The organism is Streptomyces sp. NPDC002730 (assembly GCF_042888805.1).
In the GTDB taxonomy this organism is placed as follows: Bacteria; Actinomycetota; Actinomycetes; order Streptomycetales; family Streptomycetaceae; genus Streptomyces.
In genome coordinates, this window is the sequence record NZ_JBIAQG010000033.1 from 1 (window position 1) to 16,842 (window position 16,842).

The following is a 16,842-nucleotide window of genomic DNA, read 5'->3' on the forward strand; positions in this document are numbered from 1 at the left end:
GTACTGCAGGGGGGACCCTGTGGGAGAGTAGGACGCCGCCGAACAATCATTGTGGGAAAGCCCCGCACCGTCATGGTGCGGGGCTTTTCTGCGTTTAGGGTCAAGGTATGCGCTATGACCTCGTCATCTTTGACAACGACGGTGTGCTCGTCGACAGCGAGCCGATCTCCAACACGATCCTGGCCGGCTATCTCACCGAACTCGGGCATCCCACCTCGTACGAGGACTCCCTCCGTGACTACATGGGCGCCGCTGTGCACCGTGTGCACGACCTTGTGCGGGAGCGGACCGGGCAGGCGTTGCCCGCGGACTTCGACGAGACCTTGCACGCTCGCGTCTTTGCCGCTTTCGAGCGGGAGTTGGTCGCCGTCGACGGTGTGACCGAGGTGCTGGAAAAGCTGGTCGCGGACGGGGTGCCGTACTGCGTCGCCTCCTCCGGGAGTCATGAGCGGATCCGAGTCGGGCATCGGAAGACCGGGCTGGACCGGTGGTTCCAGGACGCCACCGTCTTCAGCGCGCAGGATGTGGGGCGCGGGAAGCCGGCGCCGGATCTGTTCCTCCACGCCGCTGAGCGGATGGGGGTGGCGCCGGAGCGTTGCGTCGTCGTGGAGGACAGTCCCCTCGGGGTGGCGGCGGCCAGGGCGGCCGGGATAGATGTGTACGGGTTCACGGCGATGACGGCTGCCGAGAAGCTCGATGGGGCCAAGGGGTACTTCGACGGGATGGCGGAGTTGCCTGCATTGCTCGCGTGATCGATCTACCCATGGGTAGATCGGCGGCCTACGCTGTGCGGCCATGACAGATGCGCGTTTGCGGCACGGGCGGGCCTCCTTGGCGTTGAGCTTCTTCGCGCAGGGGGTGGCCTTCGCCCTGCTCGTGACGCGTATCCCCGCCATCCAGGACCGATACGGGATATCCGACGGCCTGCTGCCCGCCTTCCTGGCCGCAGTGCCGATCCTCGCCGGTGTGGCGAGCGTGATCACCGAGCGGCTGGTGAAGCGGGTTGCGCCGAGTGCGGTGCTCCGATGGGCTCAGCCCATGGTGCTGCTGGCGCTCCTCGGAGTGGCGGCCGGTAGCGAGATATGGCAAGTGGCCGTCGCGCTGGGCGGGTTCGGGCTGGCGGTGGGCGCGCTGGACGCGTCCATGAACATGCTCGGGGTCAGCCTGCAGCGGGCGTACGGGCGCAGCATCATGCTCGGCTTCCACGCCGCGTACAGCCTCGGCGGGATCGCGGGTGCCTCGCTCGCTTGGGTCGGCGCGCACTGGGACCTGTCGCTGCTCATGTCGTATCTGCCTGTGGTGCTGGTGCTGTTGCCGACGGCGCTGGTCGGAAGTCGGTGGTACGCGGACGGGGAACGGGCCGAGCGGGACTCGGAGAAGGGTGGGGACGCGGAGAAGGGCGCGGGGGAGTGGCAGGCGGGCGCTTTCAAGCTGCTGCTGCCGCTCTGTCTGGTGATGACCTTCGCTTACATCGGGGACTCGACCGTCTCGAATTGGAGCGCGAAGTACCTGCAGGACGTGCTGGGGAGCTCGGAGGAGCTCGCGACCGTTCCGTACAACGCCTATATGGTCACCACGCTGCTGGGCCGGGCCGTCGGGGATCTCGGCGTGCGGCGGTTCGGGACGGTGGCGGTCGTGCGGTGCGGGACGGTGCTGGCCGCGGCCGGGTTCGGAGTGGTGGCCGTGGCACCGGGGGCCTGGGTGGGGATGCTCGGGTTCACCATGCTGGGGCTCGGGCTGTGTGTGATCGTGCCGCAGACATTCGCGGCGGCGGGGCGGTTGTTCCCGGGGGCGAGTGACGCGGCGGTGGCGCGGCTGAATGTCTTCAACTATGTGGGGTTCTTGATCGGGTCACCGTTGGTGGGCGCGCTCGGCGATGCGTGGAGCTATCGGTGGGCGATGGTCGTGCCGATGGTGTTGGTGCTGGTGACGTTGTGGTACGTCAGATCGTTCGGGGCGGATACCGCCCGGTACGGTGGCGTGCATGAGCGGCCGCGGGTTGTTGATGTGGGACGAGGCGGTAACGAAGTATGACTTCGGGGACGGCCATCCGATGGATCCGGTGCGGCTTGCGCTGACCATGGGGTTGGTGCGGGCGTACGGACTGGATCGTGCGGTGGATGTGGTGGCGGCGAAGCCCGCGGGGGACTCGACGCTCAGACTCGTACACCGCGAGGACTATGTGGCGGCGGTTCGGGCCGCGTCTCTCAACCCTCGGGCGGCCGATCAGTCGTACGGGCTGGGGACGATGGATGATCCGGCCTTCGCAGGAATGCATGAGGCGTCGGCGCTGATCGCCGGGCAGTCGGTGGGGGCCGCGGAGGCGGTGTGGCGGGGTGAGGCCGAGCATGCGGTGAACTTCGCGGGCGGGCTGCACCATGCGATGCCGGGGTCGGCTTCCGGGTTCTGTATTTACAACGACGCGGCGCTGGCCATTGCCCGGTTGCTGGAGCTGGGCGCGGAGCGGGTCGCGTACGTGGATGTCGATGTGCATCACGGGGACGGGGTCCAGGCGGCGTTCTGGGAGGACCCGCGGGTGCTGACGGTGTCGCTGCACGAGCATCCGTCCACGCTGTTTCCGCAGACCGGGTGGCCGCAGGAGACCGGGGCAGCCGGGGCGGGCGAGGGCAGTGCGGTGAATGTGGCGCTGCCGGCGGGGACGGGTGACGCGGGCTGGCTGCGGGCCTTTCATGCGGTGGTGCCGGAGCTGCTGGCGGACTTCCGGCCGCAGGTGCTGGTGACGCAGCACGGGGCGGATACGCACTTCGAGGATCCACTGGCGCATCTGGCGGTGTCGCTGGATGCGCAGCGGGCGGTACAGGCGTCATGTCATGCCCTGACGCACCAGTACGTGGAGGGCGGTCGCTGGGTGGCGCTGGGGGGCGGTGGTTACGAGGTGGTGGATGTCGTACCGAGGTCGTGGACGCATCTGGTGGGGATCGCGGCGCATGCTCCGGTGGATCCAGAGTCGGTGATTCCGTCGTCGTGGCGGGATGAGGTGTATGCGCGGACACGGCGGGTGGCGCCCGGGCGGATGACGGACGGGCGGGAGCCGGTGTGGCGGGAGTGGGAGGAGGGGTACGACCCGGCGGATCGGCTGGACCAGGCGGTGCTGGCTACGCGGCGGGCGGCGTTTCCGTTGCGGGGCTTGTTGGCGTAGGGGGCGGCGCGGCGTCTCGGGTACCGGACCGGGGTGTTGGGGCAGGACCGGGGCGCGGGTCATAGCACCGCGCCGTGCGGCCATGCAGCTATTACGCCAACTGTGGGTGGTATCCGGGCTTTTGGTCCGGGATCAGTACCGGTGCGGGAGCATCGACAGAGTGTTGAGCACCGGAGCGCTGCGGGCGCATCTGCTGGCGGCCCGGTTGGCCGGGACCGTGGCCACATCGCGGGAAGCGAGTCTGCGCAGCTATCGGCTCTTCGCCGCCAGAGATCCCCGGGTGACGCTCGGGCTTGATCCCGAATGGGCCTGGAGCGAGCGGGATTTGATCGCGCTGATGGCTGACAAGTGTGGGGTTTCCGGTGATCCCGAGCATGTCACCGGGCCCGATGTCATCGATCCGGAGCGGACGTTGGGCGGGCTCGCCGCGTTTGCCGAACGGCTGAGGGAGGTGGCCGCGCGGCGGGCGCCCGTGATGCTCGGGACCGGGCATCCGCATCGGCTTCTCGGGTTCTACGCCGGGCTGGCAGACGCTTTGTCGGCGGCAGGTTGCCTCGTACTCACCCCCGCGCAGGGGCGATGTGTCGACATAACGACCCGGTTCGGGGTACGCACGTACAACCTTGACTACGTACGAGGAGTCGCGCTGGTGCGGGAACCCGGCGCTCGGGGTGCCGGGAGTGCGACCGGCGCACATACCCATTCACCGCTCCCGGTTCGGGTCGCCCTGGAGGGTGCGATGGAGGGTGGCGGGCCGCTGCCCGAGCTGGTGGTCGGGGACCACGGCTGGGTCTGCGGGGCAGGTCAGCTGGGGATTGAGGCCATCGGCCTGGCGGATACGGACGACCCTGCCCTCTTTGTCGGCGAGGCCGAGGGGCGCGTGTCCGTCGTCGTTCCGCTTGATGACGCAGTGCGGTCTGATTACTACCGACCGCTTACTCGCTATGTACTCAATCGAGCGTGTCTGTCACAGTAGGCGGCCGATGGCTGCTCCTCTTCCCCACTCGCACCACACGCCCCTAGTCTGGGGAGTGAGCGCACAGCGACGAAGAGTCACCGGAGGGGAAGCCGGTGCGCGTCGGGTGCGGAAGGTACAGGTGGGTCATGGCTGCTGGCAGCGAGAGGCCTCTCAATGAGGTCAAGTTTCTCACCGTGGCGGAAGTCGCCTCGGTGATGCGAGTGTCGAAGATGACCGTGTATCGCTTGGTACACAGTGGTCATCTGCCGGCGATCCGGGTGGGCAGGTCCTTCCGGGTGCCGGAGCAAGCGGTTCACGAGTATCTCCGCGAATCATTCGTGGGGGTGGAATCCGCGTAGCCGGAGCCGGGCGAATCCCCTCGGATTACGTCCCTCACTCGGCGGCAGGTAGGCTAGGCCGACGTAGGTCGTGTGGGCCCAGACGCCCCGCACCGAGTGAAGAGAAGTGAGCGAGGGTAGTCGTGGGCTCTGTTATCAAGAAGCGGCGTAAGCGGATGGCCAAGAAGAAGCACCGCAAGCTGCTCAAGCGCACCCGCGTTCAGCGTCGCAACAAGAAGTAAGCGATCGCTGTACGTGTTTCTGCGGCCCTTCCACCTGCACGGTGGGAGGGCCGCGGTGCGTTTCCGGGTGGCCAAAGGAGCGGTCGTGGCAAAAGAGCGCCGTGCGGTCATCACAGCGCAACACGTAACCGCTACGGTGACGCTTAAGAGTGGACCTAGGCGGACCTGCGGACCTAAGGAAGGCGCTGATCTTGGGGAAGGTCGTGCTCGTCACCGGAGTGGCCCGGCAGCTCGGAGGCCGACTCGTTCGGCGTATCCAGCGGGATCCCGAGGTGGACCGGGTGATCGGGGTCGATGCGGTGGGGCCCGAGCATCATCTTGGCGGGGCCGATTTCGTCCGTGCTGATATCCGCCAGCCCGCCATTGCGCGCGTGCTTGCCGAGCATGCCGTCGACACCGTCGTGCACATGGATGTCACCGGTACGCCGCTGGGCACCGGCGGCCGTGCGACGGTGAAGGAAACCAATGTCATCGGCACCATGCAGTTGCTCGGTGCCTGCCAGAAGTCGCCGACCGTGAAGCGGCTGGTCATCAAGTCCAGTACGAGTGTGTACGGCTCCGCGCCCCGCGACCCGGCGGTCTTCAACGAGACCACGCCGCCCAAGTCGCTGCCGAGCGGTGGGTTCGCCAAGGACACGGTCGAGGTCGAGGGGTACGTACGGGGCTTCGCACGGCGGCGGCCGGATGTGGCCGTGTGCGTACTGCGCTTCGCGAACATCCTCGGGCCGTGCGCCGACTCTCCGCTCGCCGAGTTCTTCTCGCTGCCCGTCATGCCGACCGTCTTCGGCTACGACCCGCGGCTGCAGTTCGTCCACGAGGACGATGTGATCGATGTGCTGCGGATCGCCCTGCACGAGCCGCGGCGCGGCACGCTCAACAGCGGCACGTTCAATGTCGCGGGTGATGGCGTACTGCTGCTCTCGCAGTGTTCTCGGCGGCTGGGGCGGCCAACGATGCCGATTCTGCTGCCTGCGGTCACCTGGGTCGGCTCCGCGCTGCGTACGATCGGCATCACGGACTTCTCGCCCGAACAGATCCGGCTGCTCACACACGGCCGGGTGGTGAGCACCACTCAGATGCGCGACACACTCGGGTTCGTGCCGAAGTACACAACAGCGGAGACCTTCGCGGACTTCGCGCGCAGCCGCGGGCCGGGGCTGCTGCCGCCGGACGCGCTCGCCAGGGCTGTGGACCAGGTGGCCGCGGTACTGCCGTTGGCAGGCAGTACGAGCACGACGGCCGCGGGCAGGGCGAGGGACTAAGGCGATCGATCAACTCGATCGAGTAGGACGACCATGAAGACGACTCAGAGCGACGCCGAATAAGGAGCGCAGCCAACGATGGCGGACGCCAAGGTCATTCCGTTCGACGACGACCGTTCGCGCGGCAGCGCGCAGCGCTCGGCGCGGCGGCGCCCCGCAGGGGGCAACCGCCGGAAGGCCGAGCCCGCGGCGGTGCGCGAGGTTCCGGTCAGCCCGCTGCCGGGGCAGCAGAAGGACGGGGAGCGCCGGGGATCGGCGCGGGCCGCCGAGGCGGGCCAGGAGCCTCTCCCGAGCCAAGAGCCGGCGGCCGGAGGCGGCTGGGAGCGGCGGATCGCCGGCGGCCTGGCGTTTCTGCGTCGGCGTGTCACCGGTGACTACGAGGTCGACGAGTTCGGTTACGACAAGGAGCTCACCGACCAGGTCCTGATGTCGATGGTCCGGCCGCTGTACGAGAAGTACTTCCGGGTCGAGGTGAAGGGCATCGAGAACATCCCGTCCGAGGGCGGGGCGCTGGTGGTGGCCAACCACTCCGGAACGCTTCCGCTGGACGGGCTGATGATGCAGGTCGCCGTCCACGACAACCATCCGGCCAACCGGCATCTGCGGCTGCTCGCTGCGGATCTGGTCTTCATGCTGCCGGTGGTCAACGAACTGGCCCGCAAGGCCGGGCACACCCTGGCGTGCGCGGAGGACGCGGAACGGCTGCTGCAGCGCGGCGAGGTCGTCGGCGTGATGCCGGAGGGCTTCAAGGGCATCGGCAAGCCGTTCAGCGACCGTTACAAGCTTCAGCGGTTCGGGCGGGGCGGGTTCGTGTCGACGGCGCTGCGGGCAGGGGCGCCGATCGTGCCGTGCTCGATCGTCGGGGCCGAGGAGATATACCCGATGATCGGCAACGCGAAGACGCTGGCGCGGCTGCTCGGGTTCCCGTACTTCCCGATCACGCCGACGTTTCCGTGGCTGGGGCCGCTGGGCGCGGTGCCGTTGCCGACGAAGTGGACGATCCAGTTCGGCGAGCCGATCCCGACGGACGGGTTTCCGCCGGAGGCGGCGGAGGACCCGATGCTGATGTTCAATCTGACGGATCAGGTACGGGAGCAGATTCAGCACACGCTGTACAAGCTGCTGGTGCAGCGCCGGTCTGTGTTCTTCTGACCCGGTTCTTCTGAAGATACGTATCAGCTGGACGTACGAAGGTGGGCACCCCTGGGAAGGGGTGCCCACCTTCGTACGTGCCGGCCTGCTAATCGTCCTCGCTGTCGAGCCCGAGGCCCGGCAGGATCCCCGGCAGCAGCGGCGGGATCGTGACGTCCGGCGTCGGCTGTGTGGAGTTGTTGCCCGTCGGGGACGGTGTGGTGCCGCTCGACGGGTGCTCGAACAGGCCACCCGTGTTCCCGCCGAGCAGGCCGTCGTCCGCCGTGCTGCCCGAACCGGACGGATGAGGATTGCCGCTGTCTCCCGTACGGCCGTCGCCGGTCGCCGGTGAGGACGGTGTCGTACGGCCCGGGCCCCAGCTGTTGCTGGAGCCCTGGGTGGCGCCGGGGCGCTGGGAGCCGCGGCCGCCCTTTTCCGGGGCGCGTGGCAGCAGCGTCTCCAGCGGGCCGACCTCCTGGTCTATGGCGTCGAAGACAGAGCTCACTTCGTCGCCGACGTCGGTCAGCTGGGCGGGCAGCCGGTCGCGGAGCCCGTTCCAGGCGTCGCGGTGGGACCGGGAGAACGAATCGAGCCTCGCCATCGGGCCGAGGGAGCCGTCTCTCTCGTACGCCTCGTGGAGCAGGCGGTGGCCCTCGGTGGCGTCGTGTCTCATGCCGTTGAGCGCGCGGCGGACCTCGCCCAGCGACTCGTGGTCCATGGCGCCCGCCCGGCCGCGTTCCATCAGTCGGCGAGCCTCGCTGAGACGGGTGGAGGCATGGTCGAGGTAGAGCCCGCCGCGGTCGGAGTCGTCGTCCGCCATGCCGAGCTTGAAATCTTCCATGCCACGCTTCAGCCCGTACAGCGAGTCACCGGGAAGGGCGTCGGAGCTGGCAGCGGCCACTCCGCTGAAGGCTCCCGCGGCCACACCGACGGTGAGACCACCGGCTGCGAGGCCCTTGGACCAGCGGGAACGTGGTCGCATTTTCCGGAGCGGGGAGGCCCGATGGGCGCCGCGGCCGGCTGTCCGCTGCTCGGGCACCGTAGGGCCCGCGGACGCACCCCCCGCGGCGAACATCTCTTCCATGGCGGCCACGAGCTGTGCTCGCTGCACCACTTTGACCTCGGGGTCCATCTCCGGTTTCGGCAGCTCGCCGAGTCCGTTCGCCAGAGCCAACAGCCGTCCGTGCTCGGTCGGTTCGACCGACTCTTCGGGCTGCTCGACCGCCTGATCTTCCAAAGCCTGGGCGAAGGCGTTCGCCCGCCGGCGCGCCGAAACGTTCGCGATCACTGGCGGCACCTCCTCTCGTCATGACGATCGACTCCCCTGGGGGTCCGGATGGTTGCACGCCTTGAACACATCCACACGATCGAGTGAGTGGCTGTGGGCATGGCGTGACCACAGGGAGCCTGCATCCCGAACAACGAGCGTCGCGGCACTTGGGTTACGCACGAAGGATGATGTGACCAGTGCGTCATCGAGGCGTCACCGATGGTGAGTTGGGGGACGGTCAGCGGGCGTCGTCGGGGAGGAGCCGGGCCAGTGTGCGCACCGCCCGGTACTGGAGGGTCTTGATCGCGCCCTCGTTCTTGCCCATCACCCTGGCCGTCTCGGCGACCGAGAGTCCCTGCAGGAAGCGCAGGGTCACGCATTCCTGCTGCTGAGGGTTGAGCTTGCGGACCGCGTCCAGCAGTGCGGCATTCGACAGGGACTCGAGGACCGAGTCCTCCGGGCTGCGCTCGACCTCATTGGCGTCGAGCATCTCTCCGGTGGTGACTTCCAGCCGGAAGCGGCTGGACTTGAAGTGATCGGCCACCAGATTGCGGGCGATCGTGACCAGCCAGGCGCCGAAGTCGCGGCCCTGCCAGGTGAAGGTGGAGATACGGCGCAGGGCGCGCAGGAAGGTCTCGCTGGTGAGGTCCTCCGCCGTCGCCTTTCCGCCCACGCGGTAGTAGATGTAGCGGTAGACGGTGTCGCTGTACTGGTCGTAGAGGCGGCCGAAGGCGTCGGCCTCGCCCGCCTGGGCGCGCTCGACCAGGTCCATCATGCGGGCGCTGTCGCTGTCGGCGCTGGGCCGACGGGCGGTGGTCGAGGAGCCGGTGGCGCCCCGGCTGCCCCGTCTGCCGACCTCGCGCCCGTCGCCCGACCGCCGCCCCTCAACGACGGCGCTGCGCCCCGGCACCTTCTCGATGCCGTCGGCCAGGGCGTAGCAGGGGGCGGCCGGGCCGCTTGCGGCAAGGCGGGGCATGGCGAATGCGGGGACGGCGTACGCGGTGGGGACGAAGCCGCGCAAGTGGTCGAGGACCGCTGCGCGCAGCGTAGCCAGGCCCGAGGCGTCAACCCCGACGTGTGGGTACACGGGACTCCCAGAGGCAGAGCTTCCATCACGTGCAGTGCGGGACCTTTCACCCGTCGTGGGGACTGGTGGGGTCCGTCATGCGTCTGAGGAGAATAACGCTTCGTACAGGCGTTGCTACACCCAGTTGCTCAAATCGTCGTTTCCGTCGCTTCTGTTACGCCTAGACGACGGATCAAGTCGCATATTGTGAGCACTTGTTGATCGAATTGCTTCGTGATCTGTCGTGTCGCGCGGTGGATTGTGCCCGACACGCGGCAACAGGACTGGCGGGAGCGCCCAGGGGTAAGAGGCAGGATTGCCCGCGGAATGCGCTGTCGTCGCCGTACGAGTCGGAGCGGCGGCCTGCGAGCCCTGCGTCAACGGCGGCGGCGGTGCAGGGCGACCGCGGCCGCGGTGCCGCCCGCGATGGCGCCCACACCGGCTGCCGCCGGGATGCCGACCTTGGCGGCCTTGCGGCCCGTCCGGTAGTCGCGCAGCCGCCACTCACGCGCTCGCGCGTACTTGCGGAGCTTGGTGTCCGGGTTGATCGCGTACGGATGCCCCACCAGTGACAGCATCGGGATGTCGTTGTGCGAGTCGCTGTACGCCGCGCAGCGGGTCAGGTCCAGGCCCTCGGCGGCGGCCAGCGCGCGTACGGCCTCGGCCTTTGCGGGGCCGTGCAGCGGCTCGCCCACGAGCTTTCCGGTGTACACGCCGTCGAGGGACTCGGCGACAGTGCCCAGCGCGCCGGTCAGGCCGAGGCGGCGGGCGATGATCGTCGCGGTCTCGACGGGGGCCGCGGTCACCAGCCAGACCTTCTGCCCGGCGTCGAGGTGGGCCTGGGCGAGAGCCCGGGTGCCGGGCCAGATGCGGTCGGCCATGTACTCGTCGTAGATCTCCTCGCCGATCGACATCAGCTCGGAGACGCGGTGGCCCTTCACGATGGACAGGGCGGACTCGCGGACGTCCTGCATATGTTCCGGATCCTCGACTCCGGCGAGCCGGAACCAGGTCTGCTGCCAGGCGAACCGGGCCAGTTCACGGCGCTGGAAGAACTTCCGTTTGTATAGGCCGCGGCCGAAGTGGAAGATCGCGGCGCCCTGCATCACGGTGTTGTCGAGGTCGAAGAAGGCGGCGGCCCGGTCGTCCCCGGCGACGGGGAAATCCGGTTCGGCGGTCGGGGCAGTGTCGTCCTGCGCTTCGAGTGCCTCGAGCGCCTCGAACTGCTGCGACGACTTGCGCGCTGCCTCGGCTGCTGCCTCGCCTGCGAGCACGCTCCGCGCGGTGGCGGAGCGCCTACGGGGGGTGAGCCATCCCAGTGCGGCCATGTCGTGAGCATAGCCAGTCTGTTCGGTACTTCCCGACCCCCCGGGATGCGTTGACGTGAACTCTCCGCGACCAGCCCGTTAAACAGGCGATTCGGGCGTACGGGACGCGTGCCGTATCTCTCCGGCGCGGGCGGAGAATGGGCACATGAGTCCTGTGTTGCGACGAACGAAGAAGAAGGCCGGCGAGCGGGTGGTGACGCTGATCGGGAAGCCCGGGTGTCACCTCTGCGACGACGCGCGGGCCGTGGTCCAGGAGGTGTGTACCGAGACCGGCGCGTCCTGGGAGGAGAAGGACATCACCCAGGACGAGGCGCTGCACCGGGCGTACTGGGAGCAGATTCCGGTCGTCCTGGTCGACGGCGAGCAGCACACCTTCTGGCGCGTGGATGCGGGACGACTGCGCCGCGCACTGGGGGCGTAACTGCGACGCCGGATACCATCGGGTCGTTTTGCTCGTGCTTTCCGACGCGGTCCCGGCTCTATCGGGACGCGATGCGGACAGGGCACAGTAAGCGGTCTCGGGGGCGTATTCGTGAGGAGTGTGTACGGCTTTGCCCCGTTCGGGCGTTCAACGGACCGGTGCGGTCCGCGGTTCCAGGGTCGCGCGATCGGATGGCGTGACCCCGGTCACTTTGCACGGACAAAACGGACACCATCTTTGTGCACGCGTTCACAAAGACATAGCCTGCATTCGACGGGGCGGTCCTGTGTCATACGGCCGCCTGCAGCCTCGCTCATCCCGCAGGAGCACCGTGGCAACTGGCCGAAATCACCGACCGGCGACCCGTAGCCGAGGAATCCCCGAGGCCACCGTCGCCCGACTTCCGCTGTACCTGCGCGCCCTGACCGCGCTGTCCGAGCGGTCCGTCCCCACGGTCTCGTCGGAGGAACTCGCCGCCGCCGCCGGAGTCAACTCCGCGAAGCTGCGCAAGGACTTCTCCTACCTGGGCTCCTACGGGACGCGCGGTGTCGGCTACGACGTCGAGTACCTCGTCTACCAGATCTCGCGCGAGCTCGGTCTGACGCAGGACTGGCCCGTGGTCATCGTCGGTATCGGTAACCTCGGGGCCGCGCTCGCCAACTACGGCGGTTTCGCCTCCCGGGGTTTCCGGGTCGCCGCGCTGATCGACGCCGACCCGGAGATGGCCGGGAAGCCGGTCGCCGGGATGCCCGTCCAGCACACGGACGAGCTCGAGAAGATCATCAGTGACAACGGAGTGTCGATCGGTGTCATCTCGACGCCCGCCGGCGCCGCGCAGCAGGTGTGCGAGCGGCTGATCGCGGCCGGTGTCACCTCGATCCTCAACTTCGCCCCCACCGTCCTCTCGGTGCCCGACGGCGTCGATGTGCGCAAGGTCGATCTCTCGATCGAGCTGCAGATCCTCGCCTTCCACGAGCAGCGGAAGGCCGGCGAGGAAGCCGAGGCCGCAGGCCGGAAGGGACCCGACGGGGACATGCCCGCCGTGATGCCGGCATGAGTCTCCTGGTCGTCGGGCTGAGCCATCGCAGCGCGCCGGTGAGCGTGCTGGAGCGGGCCTCGCTGTCCGCTGATGCGCAGGTCAAGCTGTTGCAGGACACCCTCGCCGCGGAGCCCGCGGCCGAGGCGGCAGTGCTGGCCACCTGTAACCGCATCGAGCTGTACGCGGACGTGGACAAGTTCCACGCCGGTGTCGCCGAGCTCTCGACCCTGCTCGCACAGCACAGCGGGGTGGGGCTCGAGGAGCTCACTCCGTATCTCTATGTGCACTACGAGGACCGGGCCGTACACCACCTCTTCTCGGTGGCCTGCGGTCTGGACTCCATGGTCGTCGGCGAGGGACAGATCCTCGGGCAGATCAAGGACGCTCTCGCGCTCGGGCAGGACCTGCACACCGCGGGCCGGCTGATCAACGACCTGTTCCAGCAGGCGCTTCGCGTCGGCAAGCGCGCGCACAGCGAGACCGGGATCGACCGGGCCGGGCAGTCGCTCGTCACCTTCGGTCTCGAGCAGCTGGCCGCGGGCGCCGCCGTCGAGGCATGGGCGGCGGACAAGCGGGTGCTGGTCATCGGCGCCGGCTCGATGTCCTCGCTCGCCGCGACGACGCTGGCGCGTCTGGGTGTACGTGAACTTGTCATCGCCAACCGGACGCTGGAGCGCGCGGAGCGACTGGCCGCGGTGCTGACGGAGCCGGGCGGGGTGACCGTGCGCGCCGTGTCCATGGCCGATGTTGCCGACGAGCTGACACGTGCCGATGTGGCGGTGTCCTGCACCGGTGCGACGGGTCTGGTCCTGACGGCCGAGTCCGTTGCCGCGGCGCTCGCGGAGCACGTGGTGCCGGTGGCGGTCCCGGTGGCGGGTAACGACCTGCGGGCGCCGGACGGCAGTCTGGTGGCCCGTCTTGCCGCGGCCGCGGCGCGCGACGGCCGCGTGGCCGACAAGTCGGCTGCGGGGGGCTCGGACGCGGCGGACCGCGAACAGTCCGCCCGGATCACGGACCCGGCCGGCCCCGTCGGCGCGGATACGCCGGGCGTGGGTGGTCCGGCCGGCCTCGGCGCCGCGGTGGACCTCGACGAAGCCGCCGGGGCGTGCCCCGTCGGGCTCGGCGACGGGCCCGGGCCCGATGCGCTTGCGCAGCACCAGGCGTGGGTCGACAACGCGCCCCGGGGCACCCGGGTCGCCGGAGCCGTGCACGCGCGCGGCGCCACAGCCACCGCGCCCGTCCGGCTCGCGCTGCTCGACCTCGCCATGCCCCGTGACATCGACGGTGCCGTCCACCGGCTCGCCGGCGTACGGCTCGTCGACATCGAGTCGCTCGCCGAGGCCTCCGCCGACGCCCCGATGGCCGCCGACGTGGACCAGGTGCGCGGCATCGTCTCCGACGAGGTGGCCGCCTTCGGCGCCGCCCAGCGCGCCGCGCACATCACTCCGACCGTCGTCGCTCTGCGCACCATGGCCGCCGATGTCGTCGCCGGCGAGGTCGCTCGGCTCGAGGGCCGCCTCCCCGACCTGGACGACAAGGAGCGCGCCGAGATCACCCAGACCGTGCGCCGCGTCGTCGACAAGCTCCTGCACGCGCCCACCGTGCGGGTGAAGCAGCTGGCCAGCGAGCCCGGCGGTGCCGGGTACGCGGACGCGCTGCGGACACTCTTCGACCTCGACCCGGAGACGGTCGCCTCCGTCAGCCGGGCCGACCTGAATGACGCCGACGTCAAGAACCGAGGGCGAGTATGACCGAGAGGGCACTGAGGCTCGGGACCAGGCGCAGCAAGCTGGCCATGGCCCAGTCCGGGCAAGTGGCTCAGGCGGTGCGCCAGTTGACCGGCCGTGCCGTCGAGCTTGTCGAGATCACCACGTACGGGGACACCTCCCGTGAGCATCTCGCGCAGATCGGCGGTACGGGCGTCTTCGTCACCGCATTGCGGGACGCCCTGCTGCGGGGTGACGTCGACTTCGCCGTTCACTCGCTGAAGGACCTGCCCACCGCGCAGCCCGACGACCTGGCGCTGGCGGCCGTGCCGCTGCGCGAGGACCCGCGGGACGTGCTGGTGGCGCGCGACGGACTGACGTTCGACCGGCTGCCGAACGGCGCCCGGATCGGCACCGGTTCGCCGCGCAGGATGGCGCAGCTCAACGCGTACGCGCGCAGCCATGGCATGGCGATCGAGACTGTGCCGATCCGCGGCAATGTCGATACGCGGATCGGATATGTACGGAGCGGGGAGCTCGACGCGGTGGTTCTTGCCGCGGCCGGGCTCAACCGCATCGGCAGGATCGACGAGGTCACCGACTTCCTGGCGGTCGACTTCGTCCTGCCCGCCCCCGGCCAGGGGGCATTGGCGATCGAGTGTGCCGCGGTCAACGCGGACCTCACCGCCGCACTCGCCGAGCTCGACGACCCGTTCACCCGGGCCGCCGTGACCGCCGAGCGTTCCCTGCTCGCCGCCCTGGAGGCCGGCTGCACCGCACCTGTGGGTGCGCTGGCCGACCTGCTGGCCGACGGACAGGTTGTCACCGAAATGCGCCTGCGCGGCGTCGTCGGCACGACCGACGGCTCGACGCTGGTGCAGTTGTCCACCACCGGTCCTGTACCCACGTCGCACAGCGACGCCGTCGCGCTCGGTCGCGAACTCGCGTCCGAGATGCTCGCCAAGGGTGCGGCCGGTCTTATGGGGGAGCGAGCACGTTGAGCCCCACCAACCTTCCGGCCCTTCCTGCACACGGACACGGGCACGTCACCTTCCTCGGCGCCGGACCCGGCGACCCCGGACTGCTGACACTGCGCGCCGTCGAGGCGCTCGCGGGTGCGGACGTACTGATCGCCGAGCCAGATGTGCTCGACGTGGTACGCAGCCATGCGCGAGCGAGCGTAAGCACGCCTGAACTGACGGTTGTTGACGACGCGTCAACAGCCGCCGGGATCCCCGTCCTCAGGGATGCGGCCAATCTTGTCATGGAGGCCGCAAGGGTCGGCAAGCGGGTCGTCCGCGCAGTCTCCGGCGACCCTGGCCTCGACGGAAACGCAGGTCAGGAGATGCTCGCGTGCGCCGCGGAGGGGATTCCCTTCGAGGTCGTGCCGGGTGTCGCCACGGCGGTGGGCGTGCCCGCCTACGCCGGTGTGCCGCTGCGCGACGCGCAGGGCGCCGACGTCCGTTTCGTCGATGCCCGTAGCGCGAGTGAGCGGTGCTGGACCGAGGTCGGCGCGAGCGACGGCACGGTCGTCGTCTCCGCGACGCTGGAGACGGTCGCCGCGGCAGCGGCCGAGCTGGTGGCCGCGGGCCGCAAGCCGGACACCCCGCTGACCGTGACTGTCGCCGGTACGACGACCCGGCAGCGGACCTGGTCCGCGACGCTGGGGACGATCGCGCAGGTCCTGAAGCAGGCGAAGGTGCTGCCCTCCCCGCAGGGGCACCGGCCGGTCATAGCGGTGGTCGGTGAGCGCAGCTCCGCCGCCCAGCGGGACCAGCTCTCGTGGTTCGAGTCCAAGCCGCTCTTCGGCTGGAAGGTGCTCGTGCCGCGGACCAAGGAGCAGGCGGCTTCGCTCTCCGACCAGCTGCGGAGCTATGGAGCCGTGCCGCACGAGGTGCCGACGATCGCCGTCGAGCCGCCGCGGACGCCCCAGCAGATGGAGCGGGCGGTCAAGGGCCTGGTGACGGGCCGCTATGAGTGGATCGCTTTCACGAGCGTGAATGCCGTGAAGGCGGTGCGGGAGAAGTTCGAGGAGTACGGGCTCGACGCGCGCGCTTTCGCGGGGATCAAGGTCGCCGCGGTGGGCGAGCAGACCGCTGCCGCGCTGGTTGATTTCGGTGTCAAGCCTGATCTGGTGCCGAGCGGGGAGCAGTCGGCCGCCGGTCTGCTGGAGGACTGGCCGCCGTACGACCCGGTCTTCGACCCGATCGACCGGGTCTTCCTGCCGCGTGCGGACATCGCCACCGAGACGCTGGTGGCGGGCCTCATCGAGCTGGGCTGGGAGGTCGACGACGTGACCGCGTACCGGACGGTGCGGGCGTCGCCGCCGCCGGCGGATACGCGCGAGGCCATCAAGGGCGGTGGGTTCGACGCGGTGCTGTTCACGTCGTCGAGCACCGTGCGGAATCTGGTGGGCATAGCCGGCAAGCCGCACAACGTGACCGTGATCGCGTGCATCGGTCCGGCGACCGCCAAGACGGCGGAGGAGCACGGGCTGCGGGTGGACGTGCTGTCGCCGGAGCCGTCGGTGCACAAGCTGGCGGAGGCGCTGGCGGAGTTCGGCGCACGGCGCCGGGCGGCGGCGGTGGAGGCGGGCGAGCATGTGACGCGTCCGAGCGAGCGGCGTCCTGGCGGTCGCAGGCGTCGTACGACGTAGTTCGGTGCGGGGGCGGGGTGCGGGTCGCCTTCGGGGCGTTTCCCCACCCCGCCCCTTCCCGTAACTGGGGGCAAGCCCCCAGACCCCGGTACGGCCTTCGGCCGTGTCCTCAATCGCCGGACGGGCTGGGTTTCCCGGACATGCTTGAGGCGCGGGGGCCGGGGCGGAGCCCCGGCCGGGGGGCCGCCCCGGCCCGTACCCCCGTGGGGAATCGCGGACCCCCCCCCGGGGGTGCCGTGCCCCGAGTGAGTGGTAAGGATTCGTT

The 16,842-nt window shown here is 69.5% G+C and carries 16 protein-coding genes; 13 read left to right on the forward strand and 3 right to left on the reverse strand.

What is annotated here, in order from left to right; genetic code table 11:
• The first annotated feature begins 107 nt into the window (after positions 1-107).
• From ACFYXH_RS41445 to ACFYXH_RS41480, 8 genes are all read left to right on the forward strand, one after another.
• Positions 108-752, forward strand: coding sequence for an HAD family hydrolase (locus tag ACFYXH_RS41445; protein WP_389574774.1), 645 nt, complete (start codon positions 108-110; stop codon positions 750-752).
• A 43-nt stretch (positions 753-795) separates the two neighbouring features.
• The gene (locus ACFYXH_RS41450; protein WP_389574778.1) at positions 796-2,034 is read left to right on the forward strand and encodes an MFS transporter; all 1,239 of its coding nucleotides are present in this window, start codon (positions 796-798) and stop codon (positions 2,032-2,034) included.
• Positions 1,985-3,160: an acetoin utilization protein AcuC gene (locus tag ACFYXH_RS41455; RefSeq protein ID WP_389574781.1), complete on the forward strand. Its 1,176-nt coding sequence runs from the start codon at positions 1,985-1,987 to the stop codon at positions 3,158-3,160. The genes ACFYXH_RS41450 and ACFYXH_RS41455 overlap by 50 nt, the downstream gene beginning before the upstream one ends.
• Before the next feature lie 160 nt (positions 3,161-3,320).
• On the forward strand, positions 3,321-4,136 hold the full coding sequence (locus ACFYXH_RS41460; RefSeq protein WP_389574784.1) for a phosphatase: 816 nt from the start codon (positions 3,321-3,323) through the stop codon (positions 4,134-4,136).
• Between the two features lie 128 nt (positions 4,137-4,264).
• Positions 4,265-4,477: a helix-turn-helix domain-containing protein gene (locus tag ACFYXH_RS41465; protein ID WP_014046653.1), complete on the forward strand. Its 213-nt coding sequence runs from the start codon at positions 4,265-4,267 to the stop codon at positions 4,475-4,477.
• A gap of 122 nt (positions 4,478-4,599) precedes the next feature.
• On the forward strand, positions 4,600-4,698 hold the full coding sequence (locus ACFYXH_RS41470) for a 30S ribosomal protein bS22 (protein ID WP_003948845.1): 99 nt from the start codon (positions 4,600-4,602) through the stop codon (positions 4,696-4,698).
• Positions 4,699-4,889: 191 nt separating this feature from the next.
• Positions 4,890-5,960, forward strand: coding sequence for an NAD-dependent epimerase/dehydratase family protein (locus ACFYXH_RS41475; RefSeq protein ID WP_389574787.1), 1,071 nt, complete (start codon positions 4,890-4,892; stop codon positions 5,958-5,960).
• 78 nt (positions 5,961-6,038) lie between these two features.
• On the forward strand, positions 6,039-7,112 hold the full coding sequence (locus ACFYXH_RS41480) for a lysophospholipid acyltransferase family protein (protein ID WP_389574790.1): 1,074 nt from the start codon (positions 6,039-6,041) through the stop codon (positions 7,110-7,112).
• Between the two features lie 88 nt (positions 7,113-7,200).
• Here the strand turns inward: ACFYXH_RS41480 and ACFYXH_RS41485 are convergent, their stop codons facing one another.
• The 3 genes from ACFYXH_RS41485 to ACFYXH_RS41495 all read right to left on the reverse strand — a co-directional run bounded on the left by ACFYXH_RS41485 (position 7,201) and on the right by ACFYXH_RS41495 (position 10,755).
• Complete coding sequence (locus ACFYXH_RS41485; protein WP_389574793.1) at positions 7,201-8,379, reverse strand: DUF5667 domain-containing protein; 1,179 nt, start codon at positions 8,377-8,379, stop codon at positions 7,201-7,203.
• Positions 8,380-8,599: 220 nt separating this feature from the next.
• The gene (locus tag ACFYXH_RS41490; RefSeq protein ID WP_389574796.1) at positions 8,600-9,448 is read right to left on the reverse strand and encodes an ECF subfamily RNA polymerase sigma factor, BldN family; all 849 of its coding nucleotides are present in this window, start codon (positions 9,446-9,448) and stop codon (positions 8,600-8,602) included.
• 356 nt (positions 9,449-9,804) lie between these two features.
• On the reverse strand, positions 9,805-10,755 hold the full coding sequence (locus ACFYXH_RS41495; protein ID WP_389574799.1) for an HAD family hydrolase: 951 nt from the start codon (positions 10,753-10,755) through the stop codon (positions 9,805-9,807).
• A gap of 145 nt (positions 10,756-10,900) precedes the next feature.
• On the opposite strand from ACFYXH_RS41495, the gene ACFYXH_RS41500 reads away from it, so the two are divergent.
• The 5 genes from ACFYXH_RS41500 (at position 10,901) to ACFYXH_RS41520 (ending at position 16,577) form a co-directional block, all read left to right on the forward strand.
• Entirely contained in the window at positions 10,901-11,176 is a 276-nt protein-coding gene (locus ACFYXH_RS41500) for a glutaredoxin family protein (protein WP_327325334.1), read from the forward strand.
• 331 nt (positions 11,177-11,507) lie between these two features.
• Complete coding sequence (locus ACFYXH_RS41505) at positions 11,508-12,233, forward strand: redox-sensing transcriptional repressor Rex (protein WP_327325335.1); 726 nt, start codon at positions 11,508-11,510, stop codon at positions 12,231-12,233.
• The gene (locus tag ACFYXH_RS41510) at positions 12,230-13,966 is read left to right on the forward strand and encodes a glutamyl-tRNA reductase (protein WP_389574803.1); all 1,737 of its coding nucleotides are present in this window, start codon (positions 12,230-12,232) and stop codon (positions 13,964-13,966) included. Before ACFYXH_RS41505 ends, ACFYXH_RS41510 begins: the two co-directional genes overlap by 4 nt.
• Complete coding sequence (gene hemC, locus ACFYXH_RS41515) at positions 13,963-14,922, forward strand: hydroxymethylbilane synthase (protein ID WP_389574805.1); 960 nt, start codon at positions 13,963-13,965, stop codon at positions 14,920-14,922. The genes ACFYXH_RS41510 and hemC overlap by 4 nt, the downstream gene beginning before the upstream one ends.
• On the forward strand, positions 14,919-16,577 hold the full coding sequence (locus ACFYXH_RS41520) for a uroporphyrinogen-III synthase (protein ID WP_389574807.1): 1,659 nt from the start codon (positions 14,919-14,921) through the stop codon (positions 16,575-16,577). Before hemC ends, ACFYXH_RS41520 begins: the two co-directional genes overlap by 4 nt.
• The last annotated feature ends 265 nt before the right edge of the window (positions 16,578-16,842 follow it).

Bases quoted from the DNA above. Each gene is read 5' to 3' on its own strand.
- ACFYXH_RS41450 (WP_389574778.1), top strand. From the start codon at position 796: ATGACAGATGCGCGTTTGCGGCACGGGCGGGCCTCCTTGGCGTTGAGC.
- ACFYXH_RS41500 (WP_327325334.1), top strand. From the start codon at position 10,901: ATGAGTCCTGTGTTGCGACGAACGAAGAAGAAGGCCGGCGAGCGGGTG.
- hemC (WP_389574805.1), top strand. From the start codon at position 13,963: ATGACCGAGAGGGCACTGAGGCTCGGGACCAGGCGCAGCAAGCTGGCC.
- ACFYXH_RS41455 (WP_389574781.1), top strand. From the start codon at position 1,985: ATGAGCGGCCGCGGGTTGTTGATGTGGGACGAGGCGGTAACGAAGTAT.
- ACFYXH_RS41480 (WP_389574790.1), top strand. From the start codon at position 6,039: ATGGCGGACGCCAAGGTCATTCCGTTCGACGACGACCGTTCGCGCGGC.
- ACFYXH_RS41465 (WP_014046653.1), top strand. From the start codon at position 4,265: ATGGCTGCTGGCAGCGAGAGGCCTCTCAATGAGGTCAAGTTTCTCACC.
- ACFYXH_RS41445 (WP_389574774.1), top strand. From the start codon at position 108: ATGCGCTATGACCTCGTCATCTTTGACAACGACGGTGTGCTCGTCGAC.
- ACFYXH_RS41495 (WP_389574799.1), bottom strand. From the start codon at position 10,755: ATGGCCGCACTGGGATGGCTCACCCCCCGTAGGCGCTCCGCCACCGCG.
- ACFYXH_RS41510 (WP_389574803.1), top strand. From the start codon at position 12,230: ATGAGTCTCCTGGTCGTCGGGCTGAGCCATCGCAGCGCGCCGGTGAGC.